Source organism: Pseudoxanthomonas kaohsiungensis, assembly GCF_010211765.1.
Classification (GTDB): Bacteria; Pseudomonadota; Gammaproteobacteria; order Xanthomonadales; family Xanthomonadaceae; genus Pseudoxanthomonas; species Pseudoxanthomonas kaohsiungensis.
Map to the genome: position 1 here is coordinate 13,662 of NZ_PDWO01000006.1, position 15,094 is coordinate 28,755.

Sequence of the window (15,094 nt, forward strand, 5' to 3'; positions counted from 1 at the left end):
CAGCCTGCAGGGTAAACGGCCTATCCGCGGCCGGCCAGTCCCTGCAGCAGCATCCGCATCTCGTACTTGTCGGTCTCGTCCAGTCCCTGCGCGCGCTGCTTCTGCTGGAGCTCGTCGATGCGCTGTTGCACCGTCTGCCGTTCGAGCTGCGCGACGGCGTCGTGCAGCTCGTGCGCCCAGCTGGCCTCCTCGCCGGGCAGGACCTGCGCGGCGAGCCTGCGCAGCGCCTCGGCCTGTTCGTGCGCGGCGAAATGTTCGAGCAGGGCGCCGGTGCTGATCTCCGGCCGCTGCGCGACCACGTCCAGGATTTCCAGCAGCAAGGGCACGCCCGGCAGGCGCAGCTCGGCGAACCGGTAGGGGCGCTCCAGCTGCAGGCCCAGCGATGGCTGCTGCAGCAGCAGCGCGATCACGCTGCGCACCAGGCTGCGCCGCTGCTGCGCGGGGGCGGCCTGGCGCGCCGGCGGGCGCGCCTCGGCGACTGGGCGGGCGGCATCGACGCCGGTCTGGCGTTGCAGTTCCTGCCGCATCAGGTCGGCGAAGGCACCATCGGGAAGCTGCGCCAGCAGCGGCCGTGCGCGCTCGGCCAGGCGCGCACGGCCGTCGAGCGTGCCGCGGTTGATGTCGCGGCCCAGTTCCTCGAAGAAGAACTGCGACAGCGGCGTGGCCTGGGCCAGGCGCGCGTCGAAGCCGGCGGCGCCTTCCTTGCGCACGATGCTGTCCGGATCCTCGCCGTCGGGCAGGAACAGGAAGAACGCCTGGCGTCCGTCCTTCATTCGCGGCAGCACCGACTCGACCGCACGCCAGCCGGCGCGGCGGCCGGCGGCGTCGCCGTCGAAGCAGAAGTACACGTCCGGCGCGTTGCGGAACAGCAGCTCGGCGTGGTCGGCGGTGGTGGCGGTGCCCAGCGTGGCCACCGCCTGGGTGATGCCGTGCTGGAACAGCGCGACCACGTCCATGTAACCCTCGACCACGATCAGCCGTGCCAGCTTCTGGTTGGCCTGGCGCGCCTGCCACAGGCCGTACAGCTCGCGGCCCTTGTGGAACAGCGCGGTCTCGGGCGAGTTGAGGTATTTCGGACTGGCGTCCTTGTCGAGTACGCGGCCGCCGAAGGCGATCACGCGCCCGCGGCGGTCGTGGATCGGGAACATCACCCGGTCGCGGAACTTGTCGTAGACGTGGCCGCGGTCGTTCTTCGACAGCATGCCGGTGCGTTCGAGCAGCTTGAGCCGGCGCTCGTCGGTGCCCAGCGCGTCCTTGAGCGTGGAATAGCCGTCGGCGGCGTAGCCGATGGAAAAGCGGGCGCGGTTGTCCGCGTCGACGCCACGGCCGTCCAGGTAGTCGCGCGCGCGCGGACTGTCGGCCAGCTGCCGCTGGAACAGTTTCGCGGCCGCTTCCAGCGCCGCGTACTGGTCGCGCAGGTCGCTGTCCTGGTTGTTCTGGCGGGTCTCCTTGGGCACCTCGATGCCGGCCCGGCGCGCCAGTTCCTCGACCGCGTCGAGGAACTCGAGCCGGTCGTAGTTCATCAGGAAGCTGATCGCGGTGCCGTGCGCGCCGCAGCCGAAGCAGTGGTAGAACTGCTTGGTCGGCGAAACGTAGAACGAGGGCGTGCGCTCGTCGTGGAACGGGCACGGCGCGCTGTACTCGCGGCCCTTGCGCTTGAGCGGCACGCGCGAACCGACGATCTCGACGATGTCGGAGCGTGCGAGCAGGTCGTCGATGAACGCGTCGGACAGGCGGGCCATCGCAATAGGATAGCCATCCGCGCGGGTCCGGTCCGCTTTACCTCACGGTAAACGCAGGAGCCCCTCAGGAGACTGCGCCCCAGACCGCCGGTCGTCCGGCCGGGGGCAGCGCCCTGGCGCCGCTCAACCGCGGGGGTGGGCACCCTGTCCGGCGGCCAGGCCCGAGCCGCTGCCGAAACCCGACGCACGCAGCTTCGATCGCGAATGCATGCGCTCGTCGATGACCGCGGTGATCAGCGCGCCGGCGAAGAACACCACCGCCGCGTAGTAGGTCCACAGCAGAAGCAGGACCAGCGCGCCCATCGAGCCGTAGGCGCTGCCGGGCGCGGCCTGCGCCAGGTACAGGCCGATCAGGTAGCGGCCGAGGGCGAACAGCAGCGCGGTGATCGCGCCGCCCAGGAACGCCTGCCGCCAGGCCACCCGGCGGTCGGGCAGGTAGTGGTAGAGGAAGGCGAAGGCCAGCGTGTAGAGCAGCAGGGTGGTCGCGTAGCCGATCGCCGGCAGCACCGAGGGCAGGTGCGCGAACACCACCTGCAGCGCGGTGGTCGCGATCATCGACACGATCAGCAGGAAGCCCAGCGCCAGCACCACGCCCAGCGAGAACACCCGCTTGCGCAGCCAGGCACGCAGGCCGCCGAGCCGCTCGCCGCCGGTGCGGAAGATCAGGTTGAGCGCCCCCTGCAGCTGGGCGAACACCACCGTGGCGCCGACGAACAGCAGGGCCAGGCTCCATACCCCGGCCAGCGAGCCGATGTCCGGCTGCGCGTCGGCATTGCGGATCACCGTCGCGGCCACCGCCTCGGCGCTGGGACCGGCCAGGTCGCCGATCTGCGCGACCAGCGACGCCTGCGCCGGCGGATACAGCGACGCGGTCAGCCACAGCAGCAGCACCAGCAGCGGCGCCAGCGACAGCAGCGTGTAGAAGGAGAGCGAGGCGGCCTGGGTCATCAGGTCCGCCTCGGCGAAGCGCCGGACCAGCGCCGCCGGCAGGCTCTGTTCGAGGCGGTCGAGGTGGCGGCGCAGCTTGGCGGGGGACAGGCGCTTCATCGCATGGGCGGGATGCACGGGCCCCGCCAGCGTCACCCAGGCGGCGTGGCAGGCGCGTGAGCGGAGCCCGCGTCGCCATTCGCGGCCAGGCTGCGCAGGGCGTCGCCGCTGACACGCTGCACGGTCCAGCCTTCCATCGGCCGGGCACCGAGGCTGCGGTAGAAGTCGATCGCCGGCGTGTTCCAGTCCAGCACCGACCACTCGAAGCGGCCGTAGCCGCGTTCAAGCGCCAGCCGCGCCAGGTGCACCATCAGCCGCCTGCCGATGCCGCGGCCGCGCAGCGCCGGCAGCACGTACAGGTCTTCCAGGTACAGGCCCGGCTTGCCGAGGAAGGTGGAGAAGGAGACGAAGAAGAGGGCGAAGCCGGCCGGCTGGCCATCGCATTCGGCGATCACCACCTCGGCGGCCGGGCGCGGGCCGAACAGGGCCGCTTTCAGGTCCGCAGCGGTAGCCACCGCCTCGTGCGCCAGGCGTTCGTACTCGGCCAGGCCGGCGATCAGTTCGAGGACCAGCGGGATGTCGGCGGGTACGGCCGGGCGCAGGTGGATCGTGTCGTTCGGCATGACGGCGGCCCTGGGAAGTCGCCTCCATTGTGGCGGCAATGGGCGCGTCTTCGCCGGGTCATGAGGGTGGTGCCCCGTGCCGTGCCGCTCGTGCCGGAGGCGGTGGCTTCCCTGCCGCCCCGTGGATCCCTAGCTGCCTACTTGGTGCTGGTGGAAGTGGCGGTCACACGCCAGATCGCGTTGCCGACATCGTCGGCGACCAGCACGCCGCCGCCGGCGTCCACCGCCACGCCGACCGGGCGCCCGCGGGCCTTGCCGTCATCGCCGACGAATCCTTCGAGCACGGTTTCCGGCGGGCCGGAGGGACGGCCGTCGGTGAACGGCACGAACACCACCTGGTACCCGACTTTCGGCGAACGGTTCCAGGAACCATGCAGGCCGATGAAGGCGCCGTCGCGATAGCGCGCCGGCAGCGCGTCCGCCGCGTAGAACGCCAGGCCCAGCGGCGCGACGTGGGAGCCCAGGCCGTAGTCGGGCACCACCGCGCGCGCGACCAGCGACGGATCCTGCGGTTCGACCCGCGTGTCCACGTGCTGGCCCCAGTAGCTGTAGGGCCAGCCGTAGAAGGCACCCTCGGCGACCGAGGTCAGGTAGTCGGGCACCAGGTCGTTGCCGAGCTCGTCGCGCTCGTTGACCACCGCCCACAGGCGCCGATCGCGGGGATGGATCGCCAGCGCGGTCGGATTGCGCAGGCCGCCGGCATACACCCGGCGGTTGCCGGCGGCCGGGTCCACTTCCAGCACCGCGGCACGCTCGACCTCCTCGTCCATGCCGTTCTCGGCGATGTTGCTGTTCGAGCCCACGCCGACGTACAGCGTGGCGCCCGCCGGGTTGGCGACCAGCGACTTGGTCCAGTGGTGGTTGCGCCCGGCGGGCAGGCCGACGACGCGGGTGGGCCTGGTGGCGATCGCGGTCGCGCCGGCGTCGTAGCGCACCTTCACCAGGGCGTCGGCGTTGGCGACGTACAGGGTGTCGCCGACCAGCGCCATGCCGAACGGCGAGTGCAGGCCCTCGAGGAAGACGTGGCGTTGCTCGGCCACGCCATCGCCGTCGGCGTCGCGCAACAGGGTGATCCGGTCGGCGCTGGGCACGCCGGCGCCGGCGCGCTCCTGGACCGCGGCCATGGCCTTCGGGCGCAGGCCGCGGACCGGTTCGGCCGGCGCGGGCTTGTTGGTTTCGGCCACCAGCACGTCGCCGTTGGGCAGGACCAGCAAGGTGCGCGGATGGTCCAGGCCGCGCGCGAACGCGGTGACCTGGAAGCCGTCGGCGGGTCGCGGCTGGCCGTCCTCCGGCCAGCCGACGGCCGGTGCGATCTCGACCACGGGAATGGCGGTCGACACTGGCGCCGGCAGTTCGGGCGATGGCCCGGTGCCGGGCGGGTACGCCGGTGCCTGCGCCGCGGTGGCCGCCGCAGACGCGGTCTCGTTCACCGGCGGCTGGTGGCTGCTGATGCAGCCGACGAGGGTGGCGGCGAGCGCCGTCGCCAGCAGTGCCGGCCGGATGCGCCTGAAGGTGGGTGCCGCCATGGGGCCCGCTCCTCGTGGGGAGCGGGCATTGCAGCAGCGGCGCCGTGACGGCCCGGTCAGGGCCGATGTCGCCGGCCCGCGCGTGGGCTCAGCCCGCCAGGCGGCGCTTCACCAGGGCCGAGACCTGGCCCATGTCGGCCTGGCCGGCCAGCTGCGGCTTGAGCACGCCCATCAGCTTGCCCATGTCGGCCGCGCCGCTCGCACCGGTCTGCGCGATGGCCGCGTCGATCGCGGCCAGGATCGCGGCCTCGTCCAGCTTGGCCGGCAGGTAGCGCTCGATCACCACGATCTCGGCGCGCTCGATCGCGGCCAGGTCCTCGCGCGCGGCGGCTTCGTACTGGGTCACCGAGTCCTTGCGCTGCTTGACCATCTTGTCGAGCACGGCCAGCACCGCGGCGTCGTCCAGTTCGACCCGCTCGTCCACTTCCTTCTGCTTGATCGCGGCGTTGATCAGGCGGATCACGCCCAGGCTGTCCTTGTCGCCGCTCTTCATCGCGGCCTTCATGTCGTCGGTCAGTTGCTGCTTGAGGGTCATGGCGGGGCCTGTCGGTTCGGTGGAGGGGATGCGCCGGCACGGCGGCAGGTAAGGTTTCGCGGGAAACACAAAAAGCCGGCGACGCGTGGGCGTGCCGGCTTTCGGTTTGCCTCATCGACGGGGCGGCCCGTGCGGGCGCCCCGGCAACAACCGCTGGCCTCAGTAGAGGCGCTGGCGCTTGGTGACGTCGCGCGACATCCGGCGCACCTGGCGCTTCACCGCCGCGGCGGCCTTGCGCTTGCGCTCCTGGGTCGGCTTCTCGTAGAACTCGCGCTTGCGGGTTTCGGCCAGGACGCCGGCCTTCTCGCAGGTGCGCTTGAAACGGCGCAGCGCGAACTCGAAGGGCTCGTTCTCGCGGACTTTGACGCTGGGCATGGAATCTCCGGGACACAAATAACCGGGTCGCGCCCGGTGAGCCGCGTATGATAGCGGGGTCCCCGGGGCCGGTGCAAGCCGGTTCCAGGGCCGCCCGTCACCCTCCCTTCCCGGCCCAGTTCCAGCCCATGCGCGTCCTCGGCATCGAAACCTCCTGCGACGAGACCGGCGTGGCCGTCTACGACACCGCCGTGGGCGGGGCCGCCGGCCTGCGCGCCCATGCGGTCTACAGCCAGATCGCGCTGCACGCCGAGTACGGCGGGGTCGTTCCCGAACTGGCCAGCCGCGACCATGTGCGCAAGCTGCTGCCCCTGGTCCGCCAGACCCTGGCCGAGGCCGGGCTGGGGACCGGCGACCTGGACGGGGTGGCTTACACGGCCGGCCCGGGCCTGGTCGGGGCGCTGCTGGTCGGTGCCGGGACCGCGCGCGCGCTGGCCTGGGCGCTCGACGTGCCGGCCATCGGCGTCCACCACATGGAGGGGCACCTGCTGGCACCGCTGATGGAGGACGACCCCCCGCAGCCGCCGTTCGTGGCCCTGCTGGTCTCCGGCGGGCACACCCAACTGGTGGCGGTGGACGCCATCGGCAGCTACCGGCTGCTGGGCGAGACCCTCGACGACGCGGCCGGCGAGGCCTTCGACAAGACCGCCAAGCTGATGGGCCTGCCCTATCCGGGCGGCCCGCAGCTGGCCGCGCTGGCCGAGCAGGGCACCCCGGGCGCCTACCGCTTCGCCCGGCCGATGACCGACCGGCCCGGCCTGGACTTCAGCTTCAGCGGCCTGAAGACCCAGGTGCTGCTGGCCTGGCAGCAGTCCGACCAGTCGCCGCAGACCCGGGCCGACATCGCCCGCGGCTTCGAGGACGCGGTGGTCGACACCCTGGCGATCAAGTGCCAGCGGGCGCTGGACGCGGCCGGCTGCGACACACTGGTGGTCGCTGGCGGCGTCGGCGCCAACAAGCGCCTGCGCGCGAAGCTGCAGGCGATGTGTGCGCAACGTGGCGGCCGCGCCTGTTTCCCGCGGCCGGCGCTGTGCACCGACAACGGCGCGATGATCGCGTTCGCCGGTGCGTTGCGGCTGCAGGCCGGCCAGCACGACGATGCGCAGGTGAGGGTGACCCCGCGCTGGGACATGTCGGCGCTGCCAGCGGTGACCTGAGTCTCGCGGCCAGGCATGCGCCCGCCTTCGCCGGGCGTGCATGCCGCCCGCGCTACCATGCGCGCATGGACAAGGTATTCATCGAAGGCCTCGAGATCGAGGCGCTGATCGGCATCTACGACTGGGAGCGGCGCATCCGCCAGGTCCTGCGCTTCGACCTGGAGATGGCGTTCGACAATCGCGTGCCCGCGGCCAGCGACGACATCGCCGACACGCTCGACTACAAGGCGGTGAGCAAGCGCCTGGTCGAGTTCGTGGGCCAGTCGGACTTCGGCCTGGTCGAGACCCTGGCCGAGCGTTGCGCGGCGATCGTCATCGAGGAGTTCGGCGTGCAGTGGCTGCGGCTGAAGCTGAGCAAGCCCGGCGCGGTGCGCGGCGCGCAGGCGGTGGGCGTGGTGATCGAGCGTTCCCGCCCGGCCGGCGGGGCGTGAGCCGGTGATGGCGATCGCCCAGGCCGAGGCCGGCGCGGTCCGCTGGCTGGAAGGAACGCGGCTCGCGCTGGAACCCTATCCGTGGGCCTACACCCTGCTGGTGCTGTCGCTGCTGCTGCTGGCCGCGGCGCTGGCCAACCTGCTGACCCGGAAAGTCCTGCTGCGCGGGTTGCGCCGGGCGGTGGGCCGGCTGGTGCGCCGTGGCGAGGGCGAGGACTCCTACCGGCTCAAGGTGATCCCGCGGCTGGCCAACGTGGTGCCGGCGCTGGTGATCTCCGCCGGCATCGGCTGGGTTCCGGGCATGCCGCCGGCGGTGGTGGCCTTCGTCCACGGCGCATGCCAGGCGTGGGTGGTGCTGACCCTGGCGCTGGCCTTTTCGCACGCGCTCGACGCGCTCAACGACCTGTACGAGCGCCGGCCGGACGCGCGCCACAAGCCGATCAAGGGCTACGTGCAGGTGGCCAAGATCGCGGTCTTCATCCTCGCCGGGCTGTCGATCATCGCGACCCTGGCCGGCGTGCGCATGCTGCACCTGGTCACCGGCCTGGGCGCGGCGACGGCGGTGGTGATGCTGGTGTTCCAGGACACGATCCTGTCGTTCGTCGCCAGCGTGCAGATCAGCAGCGACGGCCGCGTGCGGGTCGGCGACTGGATCGAGATGCCCAGCCAGAATGCCGACGGCGACGTGACCGACATCGCCCTGCACACGGTGACCGTGCAGAACTGGGACAAGACCGTCACCACGATTCCGACCCGCAAGCTGATCAGCGAGTCGTTCAAGAACTGGCGCGGCATGACCGAATCGGGTGGCCGCCGGATCAAGCGCGCCCTGCACCTGGACCAGGCCAGCGTCCGCTTCCTCGAGCCGTCCGAGCGCGACGCGCTCAGGCGCTTCACCCTGCTGCGCGACTACCTGGACACCAAGGAGCGCGAACTCGCCGACTGGAACGCCGGCCTCGGCGCCGATGGCGAACTGCCGGTCAACGCGCGCCGGATCACCAACCTCGGCACGTTCCGCGCCTATGTCGAGCGCTACCTGCGCCACCACCCGCAGGTGCACCGCGACCTGACCCTGCTGGTCCGCCAGCTGCAGCCCGGTCCGACCGGCCTGCCGCTGGAGATCTACTGCTTCACCAATGACACCCGCTGGGCGGTGTACGAGGGCATCCAGTCGGACATCTTCGACCATCTGCTGGCGATCCTGCCGGAGTTCGGGCTGCGGGTCTTCCAGGAGCCGGCGGGCGCTGATTTCCGTGCATTGGCAGCTGGCGAGGGAGTGCGCAGCGAAACGGATCGCGCGACTTGACGCCTGCGGCGACCGCGTGCATGTTGCGATGCACAAGCCGGCGCGGGGACGACGGCGGCCAGGCAGGCAGGCGCGATGGATTGGGCTAGGTACCGGACGCCGTCGTATGACGAGCTGATCGACGCGGAGGGCCGGCCGCGGCCGGCCGCGCGGCCGCTGGTCGAATACCTGTCCGGGCTGACCGGGCGGGAACTGGCCGAGCGCCAGCTCGCCGCCGACGTGGCCGCGCGGGTCATGGGCATCACCTTCACCGTCTACAGCGACGGCCGCAACGTCGACCGCACGCTGCCGTTCGACCTGATCCCGCGGATCCTCGACCGCCGCGAGTGGCGGCGCACCGAGGCCGGGCTCAAGCAGCGCATGCGCGCCCTCAACCTGTTCATCGGCGACATCTACGGTGACCAGAAGATCGTCCGGGACAAGGTGTTCCCGGCGGCGCTGCTGAAGCAGTCGGTGAATTTCCGCGAACAGTGCGTCGGCGTGCGCCCGCCGCTGGACGTGTGGGCGCACATCTGCGGATCGGACCTGGTCCGCGATGGCGACGGCACGCTATACGCGCTGGAAGACAACCTGCGCATCCCCTCCGGCGTGTCGTACATGCTCGAGAACCGGATGGTGGCCAAGCGCGTGTTCCCGGAGCTGTTCGAGACCAGCGCGATCCTGCCGGTGGACGATTATCCGGCGCAGCTCTATGACACGCTGGCCGCGCTGTCGCCGCGGCCGGGCGACACCCCGGCGATCGCGCTGCTGACGCCCGGCGTATTCAACAGTGCCTACTTCGAGCACGCCTACCTGGCCCAGGCGATGGGGATCGAGCTGGTCGAGGGCGGCGACCTGTTCGTCGGCGACGACGACTGCACCTACATGCGCACCGTCTACGGGCCGCAGCGGGTGGATGTCATCTATCGCCGCGTCGACGACCTGTTCATCGACCCGGAAGTGTTCCATCCGGACTCGATGCTCGGCGTGCCCGGGCTGATCCGCAGCTGGCGTGCCGGCAAGGTGGCGCTGGCCAACGCGCCCGGCGCCGGCGTGGCCGACGACAAGGTCGTATTCGCCTACGTGCCGAAGATGATCCGCTACTACCTGGACGAGGAGCCGATCCTGCCGAACGTGCCCAGCTACCTCTGCCACAACGCGAAAGACCGCAGGTACGTGCTGGAGAACCTGGACAAGCTGGTGGTGAAGCCGGCCAACGAATCAGGCGGCTACGGCATGCTGATCGGGCCGCGCGCCAGCCGCAAGGAGCGCGAGAGGTTCCGTGCGCTGATCGAGGCCGACCCGCGCAACTACATGGCCCAGCCGACGCTGGCCCTGTCGACCGCGCCGATCGTCACCCCCGACGGCCCGGCGGCGAGGCACATCGACCTGCGTCCGTTCATCCTGTCGCGACAGGACACCTACGTGACCACCGGCGGCCTGACCCGGGTGGCGATGACCGAGGGCTCGCTGGTGGTGAACTCGTCGCAGGGCGGCGGCGCCAAGGACACCTGGGTGGTCGACCTGGAGGAGATGGGCTGATGCTCTCGCGCGTCGCCGACCACCTGTACTGGTTCAGCCGCTACCTGCGCCGCGCGGAGAACACCGCGCGCCTGGTCGGCGTGGGCAGCCTGCTGCAACTGGACCTGCCGCGCTCGGTGCGCTTCACCTGGCGGCCGATGATCGCCACGGTCGGCGCCGAGGCGCTGTTCACCGGCGTCCATCCGGAGCCGGAGGACGCCGACGTACTCGACTTCCTGCTGCTGGATGCGCGCAATCCGTCGTCGTTGCGGACCTCGGTCGACAGCGCGCGCGAGATCCTGCGCGGCATCCGCGATGCCCTGCCGCAGGAAGTATGGGAGGCGGTGAACGACCTTCACCTGTACATCGATGCCGATGGCGAGCGGGTGCTGACCCGCCGCTACCGGCTCGAGTTCATCAACCGCATCACCGACGGCTGCCTCAAGGTCTCCGGCCTGCTGGCGGCCAACGTCAGCCGCGACATCGGATTCCATTTCCTGCGCCTGGGCACGGCGATCGAGCAGGCGGACATGACCACGCGGATCATCGACGCCGGCGCCTCCGGGCTGGTGACGCCGCGCAACGAGGACGACCGCGAGGCCTACCAGAACATGCAGTGGATGGCGGTGCTGCGCGCGCTGGCGGCGTACCAGATGTACCGGCGGCACGTGCGCCAGCGGGTATCGGGCACGCATGCGCTGCGCTTCCTGCTGCACAACGCCGAATTCCCGCGCAGCGTGCAGTTCTGCCTCACCCGCGTGCAGCGGATCCTGCCGGCGATGCCGCCGCGCCCGCCGGTGGAACGCGCCCTGACGCGGGCGACCGGCCTGGTGCGCCAGGCCGACCCGGTGCTGCTGGCCGCGGGTGATCCGGCGCGGTTCATGGACGAGGCGCAGGTCTACCTGGGCCAGCTGCACCAGGCCATCGCCGAAGGCTATTTCGCGGGATGAACGCACTCCATCGCCGGGACGCGGCGGGAACGCCGGGGATTGGTCGCGTTGTAGAATCGCGTCGCACAGCAACCACGGCCCGGACATGACCTATTGCGTCGGCATCGAAGTGGATGGAGGCCTGGCCTTCGCCGCGGACACGCGCACCAATGCCTCGCTCGACGACGTGCGCGTGCACCGCAAGCTGCACGTGTTCGAGTACCCGGGCGAGCGGGTGTTCGTGGTGATGAGTTCGGGCAACCTGGCCACGACCCAGCTGGCCGTGTCGCGGTTGCGGCGCGATGCCGAGGATCCGTCGGCGGCGCGCAGCCTGCGCACGTTCCGGCACCTGTTCGAAGTGGCCGAGTACGTGGGCGAGGTGCTCGTCGCCAGCCAGGTGCAGGCCCAGGACAGCGGCCAGCACAGCGGCGTCAGCACCCAGGCCACGCTGATCCTCGGCGGGCAGGTGGCCGGCGAGCGGCCGGGCCTGTACCTGGTCTACCCGCTGGGCAACTGCATCGCGGCGTCACCGGAAACGCCCTACCTGCAGATCGGCGAATCCAAGTACGGCAAGCCGATCCTCGACCGCATCATCCGGCCGGAAACCGAGCTGGAAGATGCGGCGCGCTGCGCACTGGTGTCGCTGGACTCGACCATCCGCTCGAACCTGTCGGTCGGCCTTCCGATCGACCTCGCCCTGATCCGCGCCGGCGACCTGCGCATCAGCCAGCAGATGCGCCTGGAGGGCGATACGCCGCTCTACGCGGAGATCCACGAGAACTGGTCGCGCAAGCTGGAGAACGCGGTGCGGACGCTGCCGCGCTTCCCCTGGGAGGCCGAGCTGCCGGTGGGCGACGATCCGGTCGCGCTGCCGCCGCTGCCGCCGCGCCGCTCGCCGTCGCGCCCGGATCCGGGCGACCAGTCGGCGCAGCAGTAGCCGACTGGTCGCCATGCATCCGTCGAGCGAGAACCCCGCGTCCCGGGCGGGCGCCGTCACGGTGCTGCTCAGCCTGGGCAGCAACATCGAGCCGCAGCGGCACCTGCGCCTGGCCCTGGACGAACTGCGCCAGGCGTTCGGCGAGGTGGTGGTCTCGCCGGCCTACCGCACCGCGGCCGTGGGTTTCGACGGCGCGCCGTTCGTGAACGCGGCCGCGCTGATCCGCAGCACGCAACCGCTGCAGGCGCTCGAAGACTGGTTGCACGCGCTGGAAGACCGGCATGGCCGCGACCGCAGCGGCCCGCGCCTGTCGGACCGGACCCTGGACGTGGACGTGGTGTTCCATGGCGACCTGGTCGTGCGCGAGGGCGAACGCGTGCGCGTGCCGCGGCCCGAACTGCGGCACGCGTTCGTGCTCAAGCCGCTGGCCGACATCGCGCCGGACTTCGTCGATCCACTGGGCGGGCGAACGCTCGCCGAGCTGTGGCGCGACCACCCGCAGCACGACGAGGCGTTCGAGGTCGTGCCGTTGTAGGCGCCGGGGAGACCGGACATGCGTCCGTGGAAAAGCGCCCGCGACGCGACGTTTCGGCAAGCGCGACCTCGCCGCCATTCCGGCGTCCGTGTCGCCGCCAAGCTGCGCTCCCGCGATCGGACATGGCATCGCATCAACGCTCGCGCCCGCCGTCCACGTGCAGCACCTGGCCGGTGACATAGCCGGCATCGGCCGACAGCAGCCACGACACCGCGGCGGCGATGTCGTCCGGTGCGCCCGCCCGTCCGAGCGCGGTGGCGGCGAGGATCGCCTGCTGCGCCTGCGCCGGCTGGCCGTGTTCCGGCCACAGGATCGCGCCCGGCGCCACCGCGTTGACGCGCACGTCCGGCGCCAGCTCCAGCGCCAGCGCGCGGGTCAGCGAAACCAGCGCCGCCTTGCTCGCCGAGTAGGGTGCGTGCGTGGCCAGCGGTCGGTGCGCGTAGACGTCGGCGAGGTTGACGATCGCGCCATGCGCGGCGCGCAGGTGCGGCGCCGCGGCCTGGGCCAGGAAGAACGGCGCGCGCGCGTTGACCGCGAACAGGGCGTCCCATTGCGACGGCGTCACCGTGTCCAGCGGCGTGGGATGGAACGCGGAAGCGTTGTTCACCAGGGCGTCGAGCCGTCCGAAGCGGCCGACCGTGGCCGCGACCAGTTCCGGGAGCCGGTCGGGCGCGGCCAGGTCCGCACGCAGCACGAGGACGCTTCCCGCCCGGACCTGCTCGAGTTCGCTGGCCAGCGCCGCCATTTCGTCCGACGAGTGCAGGTGGTGCAGCGCCAGGTCGTGGCCGCCGGCATGCAGGCGGCGGGCGATCGCCGCGCCGATCCGGCGGGCGGCTCCGGTGACCAGGGCGACGGGACGTTCTGGATTCATGCGCGGCCTCGCTCGGCTATGCTGCCCATTGTCTCCGCGAACACGCGCCGCTGCACGACCCGATGCATTCCGACCTGCCGCTTCCCGATCCGCTTGCCCAGGCCCATTCCGATACGCTGGCCGCGCACCTGCGCGCCGAGATCGCCGCGTCCGGCGGCGCGATCCCGTTCTCCCGCTTCATGGAGCTGTGCCTGTACGCGCCGGGCCTGGGTTACTACAGCGCCGGCAGCACCAAGTTCGGCGCCGGCGGCGATTTCGTCACCGCGCCCGAGCAGGGGCGGCTGTTCGCAGCCACCGTCGCCGGCGTTCTGGCCATGGCGCTGCGGTCGCTCGGGCCGCGGGCACGCGTGCTCGAGCTGGGCGGCGGCAGCGGCGCATTCGCGGAGGTGACGCTCAAGCGGTTGCTGCAGCTGGACGCCTTGCCCGACCGCTACGCGATCCTTGAGCCGAGCGCCGACCTGCGCGAGCGGCAGCGCGACCACCTGGCGCGCACGCTGACGCCGCCGGTGTTCGACCTGGTCGAATGGCTCGACCGCCCGTTCGAGGACGACTGGGATGGCGTGCTGTTCGCCAACGAAGTGATCGATGCCTTGCCGACGCCGCGTTTCACGCTGCGCGACGGCGAGGTCTTCGAGGAGTACGTGGCGATGGACGGCGATGGCCGTTTCGTCCGTACCGACCGCCCGGCCGACGCGTTGCTCGCCGCGGCGGTGCGCCATGTCGAGCACGCGCTCGGCACGCCGTTCGCCGATGGCTACCGCTCGGAACTGCTGCCGCAGCTGCCTTACTGGTTGCAGGCGGTGGCTGGCGGGCTGCGTTCGGGGGCCATGCTGTTCATCGACTACGGCTATCCGCGCGGCGAGTACTACCTGCCGGAGCGCGAGGACGGCACCCTGCGTGCGTTCTATCGCCAGCGCATGCACACCGACGTGCTGCGCTGGCCGGGCCTGCAGGACCTGACCGCCTCGGTGGATTTCACCGCGCTGGCCGAGGCGGGGACGGGCGCCGGTTTCGACCTGGCCGGCTATTGCAGCCAGGCCAGCTTACTGCTCGGCAACGGCATCGACCGCCTGCTCGCCGATGCGGAGGCGCGCACGGACGAGGCCGGCGCGATGCGCCTGCGCCAGGAACTCAAGCGGCTCACCCTGCCCGCGCACATGGGCGAGCGCTTCCAGGCCATGGCGTTCGCGCGCGACGTCGACCTCGACGCGGCGTTCCTGCTCGGCGACCTGAGCTGGCGCCTGTGAAGGCAGCCAAGCCGTTCCGCCGGCCATGGCTCTGGCTCGGCCTGTGGTGGGTGGCGGTGCTGGTGGTGGTCGTCGCCAGCCTGGCGCCCCCGCCCCCGGTCGAACTGCCCCGCCACGGCGACAAGGTCGAGCACCTGCTCGCCTATGCACTGCTGGCCGCGGGCGCGGTGCAGGTGTTCCGCCGCGACGCGCCGCTGTGGCTGGCAGGCCTGGGCCTGGTGCTGCTCGGCATCGGGCTCGAACTCGCGCAGGGGGCGTTCACCACCACCCGCATGGCCGACCCGGCCGATGCGCTGGCCAATGCCGCCGGCGTCGCGCTGGGCCTGCTCACCGTGCGCACACCCTGGCGGGATGCGCTGCTGGGAGGCGAGGGCCGCGATGGTTGAGGCAGGG

16 protein-coding genes are annotated in these 15,094 nt (G+C 71.4%); 9 read left to right on the forward strand and 7 right to left on the reverse strand.

Annotated elements, in window-relative coordinates; genetic code table 11:
* Positions 1-20: 20 nt before the first annotated feature.
* The 6 genes from dnaG to rpsU all read right to left on the reverse strand — a co-directional run bounded on the left by dnaG (position 21) and on the right by rpsU (position 5,788).
* The gene (dnaG, locus tag CSC66_RS07920; protein WP_162376863.1) at positions 21-1,742 is read right to left on the reverse strand and encodes a DNA primase; all 1,722 of its coding nucleotides are present in this window, start codon (positions 1,740-1,742) and stop codon (positions 21-23) included.
* A 123-nt stretch (positions 1,743-1,865) separates the two neighbouring features.
* Complete coding sequence (locus CSC66_RS07925; protein ID WP_162376864.1) at positions 1,866-2,789, reverse strand: YihY/virulence factor BrkB family protein; 924 nt, start codon at positions 2,787-2,789, stop codon at positions 1,866-1,868.
* 32 nt (positions 2,790-2,821) lie between these two features.
* Positions 2,822-3,352, reverse strand: a complete 531-nt coding sequence (locus CSC66_RS07930; protein ID WP_162376865.1) for a GNAT family N-acetyltransferase — start codon at positions 3,350-3,352, stop codon at positions 2,822-2,824.
* Positions 3,353-3,489: 137 nt separating this feature from the next.
* Positions 3,490-4,878 carry a PQQ-dependent sugar dehydrogenase gene (locus CSC66_RS07935; protein WP_162376866.1) on the reverse strand — a complete coding sequence of 463 codons (1,389 nt, stop codon included), beginning with the start codon at positions 4,876-4,878 and terminating at the stop codon, positions 3,490-3,492.
* An 88-nt stretch (positions 4,879-4,966) separates the two neighbouring features.
* A complete protein-coding gene (locus CSC66_RS07940; protein ID WP_162376867.1) occupies positions 4,967-5,413 on the reverse strand; it encodes a GatB/YqeY domain-containing protein in 447 nt (148 codons plus the stop codon).
* 159 nt (positions 5,414-5,572) lie between these two features.
* Positions 5,573-5,788, reverse strand: coding sequence for a 30S ribosomal protein S21 (rpsU, locus tag CSC66_RS07945; RefSeq protein ID WP_052631395.1), 216 nt, complete (start codon positions 5,786-5,788; stop codon positions 5,573-5,575).
* Positions 5,789-5,916: 128 nt separating this feature from the next.
* Between rpsU and tsaD the strand changes: the two genes are divergently transcribed.
* The 7 genes from tsaD to folK all read left to right on the forward strand — a co-directional run bounded on the left by tsaD (position 5,917) and on the right by folK (position 12,583).
* Positions 5,917-6,945: a tRNA (adenosine(37)-N6)-threonylcarbamoyltransferase complex transferase subunit TsaD gene (gene tsaD / locus CSC66_RS07950; RefSeq protein WP_162376868.1), complete on the forward strand. Its 1,029-nt coding sequence runs from the start codon at positions 5,917-5,919 to the stop codon at positions 6,943-6,945.
* Positions 6,946-7,010: 65 nt separating this feature from the next.
* Positions 7,011-7,376: a dihydroneopterin aldolase gene (folB, locus tag CSC66_RS07955; protein ID WP_162376869.1), complete on the forward strand. Its 366-nt coding sequence runs from the start codon at positions 7,011-7,013 to the stop codon at positions 7,374-7,376.
* A gap of 7 nt (positions 7,377-7,383) precedes the next feature.
* Complete coding sequence (locus CSC66_RS07960; protein ID WP_162376870.1) at positions 7,384-8,682, forward strand: mechanosensitive ion channel family protein; 1,299 nt, start codon at positions 7,384-7,386, stop codon at positions 8,680-8,682.
* Between the two features lie 75 nt (positions 8,683-8,757).
* Positions 8,758-10,203 (forward strand): circularly permuted type 2 ATP-grasp protein, encoded by a 1,446-nt coding sequence (locus tag CSC66_RS07965; RefSeq protein WP_162376871.1) that lies wholly within the window; start codon positions 8,758-8,760, stop codon positions 10,201-10,203.
* The gene (locus tag CSC66_RS07970; protein WP_162376872.1) at positions 10,203-11,132 is read left to right on the forward strand and encodes an alpha-E domain-containing protein; all 930 of its coding nucleotides are present in this window, start codon (positions 10,203-10,205) and stop codon (positions 11,130-11,132) included. Before CSC66_RS07965 ends, CSC66_RS07970 begins: the two co-directional genes overlap by 1 nt.
* An 85-nt stretch (positions 11,133-11,217) precedes the next feature.
* A complete protein-coding gene (locus tag CSC66_RS07975) occupies positions 11,218-12,048 on the forward strand; it encodes a proteasome-type protease (RefSeq protein WP_162376873.1) in 831 nt (276 codons plus the stop codon).
* 13 nt (positions 12,049-12,061) lie between these two features.
* Positions 12,062-12,583 carry a 2-amino-4-hydroxy-6-hydroxymethyldihydropteridine diphosphokinase gene (gene folK / locus CSC66_RS07980; RefSeq protein ID WP_162376874.1) on the forward strand — a complete coding sequence of 174 codons (522 nt, stop codon included), beginning with the start codon at positions 12,062-12,064 and terminating at the stop codon, positions 12,581-12,583.
* A 133-nt stretch (positions 12,584-12,716) separates the two neighbouring features.
* On the opposite strand, the gene CSC66_RS07985 is transcribed toward folK, so the two are convergent.
* Positions 12,717-13,454, reverse strand: coding sequence for a pteridine reductase (locus tag CSC66_RS07985; RefSeq protein ID WP_162376875.1), 738 nt, complete (start codon positions 13,452-13,454; stop codon positions 12,717-12,719).
* A gap of 62 nt (positions 13,455-13,516) precedes the next feature.
* Here CSC66_RS07985 and CSC66_RS07990 point away from each other — a divergent pair, with 62 nt between their 5' ends.
* Both CSC66_RS07990 and CSC66_RS07995 read left to right on the forward strand, forming a co-directional pair.
* Positions 13,517-14,701, forward strand: coding sequence for a class I SAM-dependent methyltransferase (locus CSC66_RS07990; RefSeq protein WP_162376876.1), 1,185 nt, complete (start codon positions 13,517-13,519; stop codon positions 14,699-14,701).
* Positions 14,698-15,087 (forward strand): VanZ family protein, encoded by a 390-nt coding sequence (locus CSC66_RS07995; RefSeq protein WP_162376877.1) that lies wholly within the window; start codon positions 14,698-14,700, stop codon positions 15,085-15,087. Before CSC66_RS07990 ends, CSC66_RS07995 begins: the two co-directional genes overlap by 4 nt.
* The last annotated feature ends 7 nt before the right edge of the window (positions 15,088-15,094 follow it).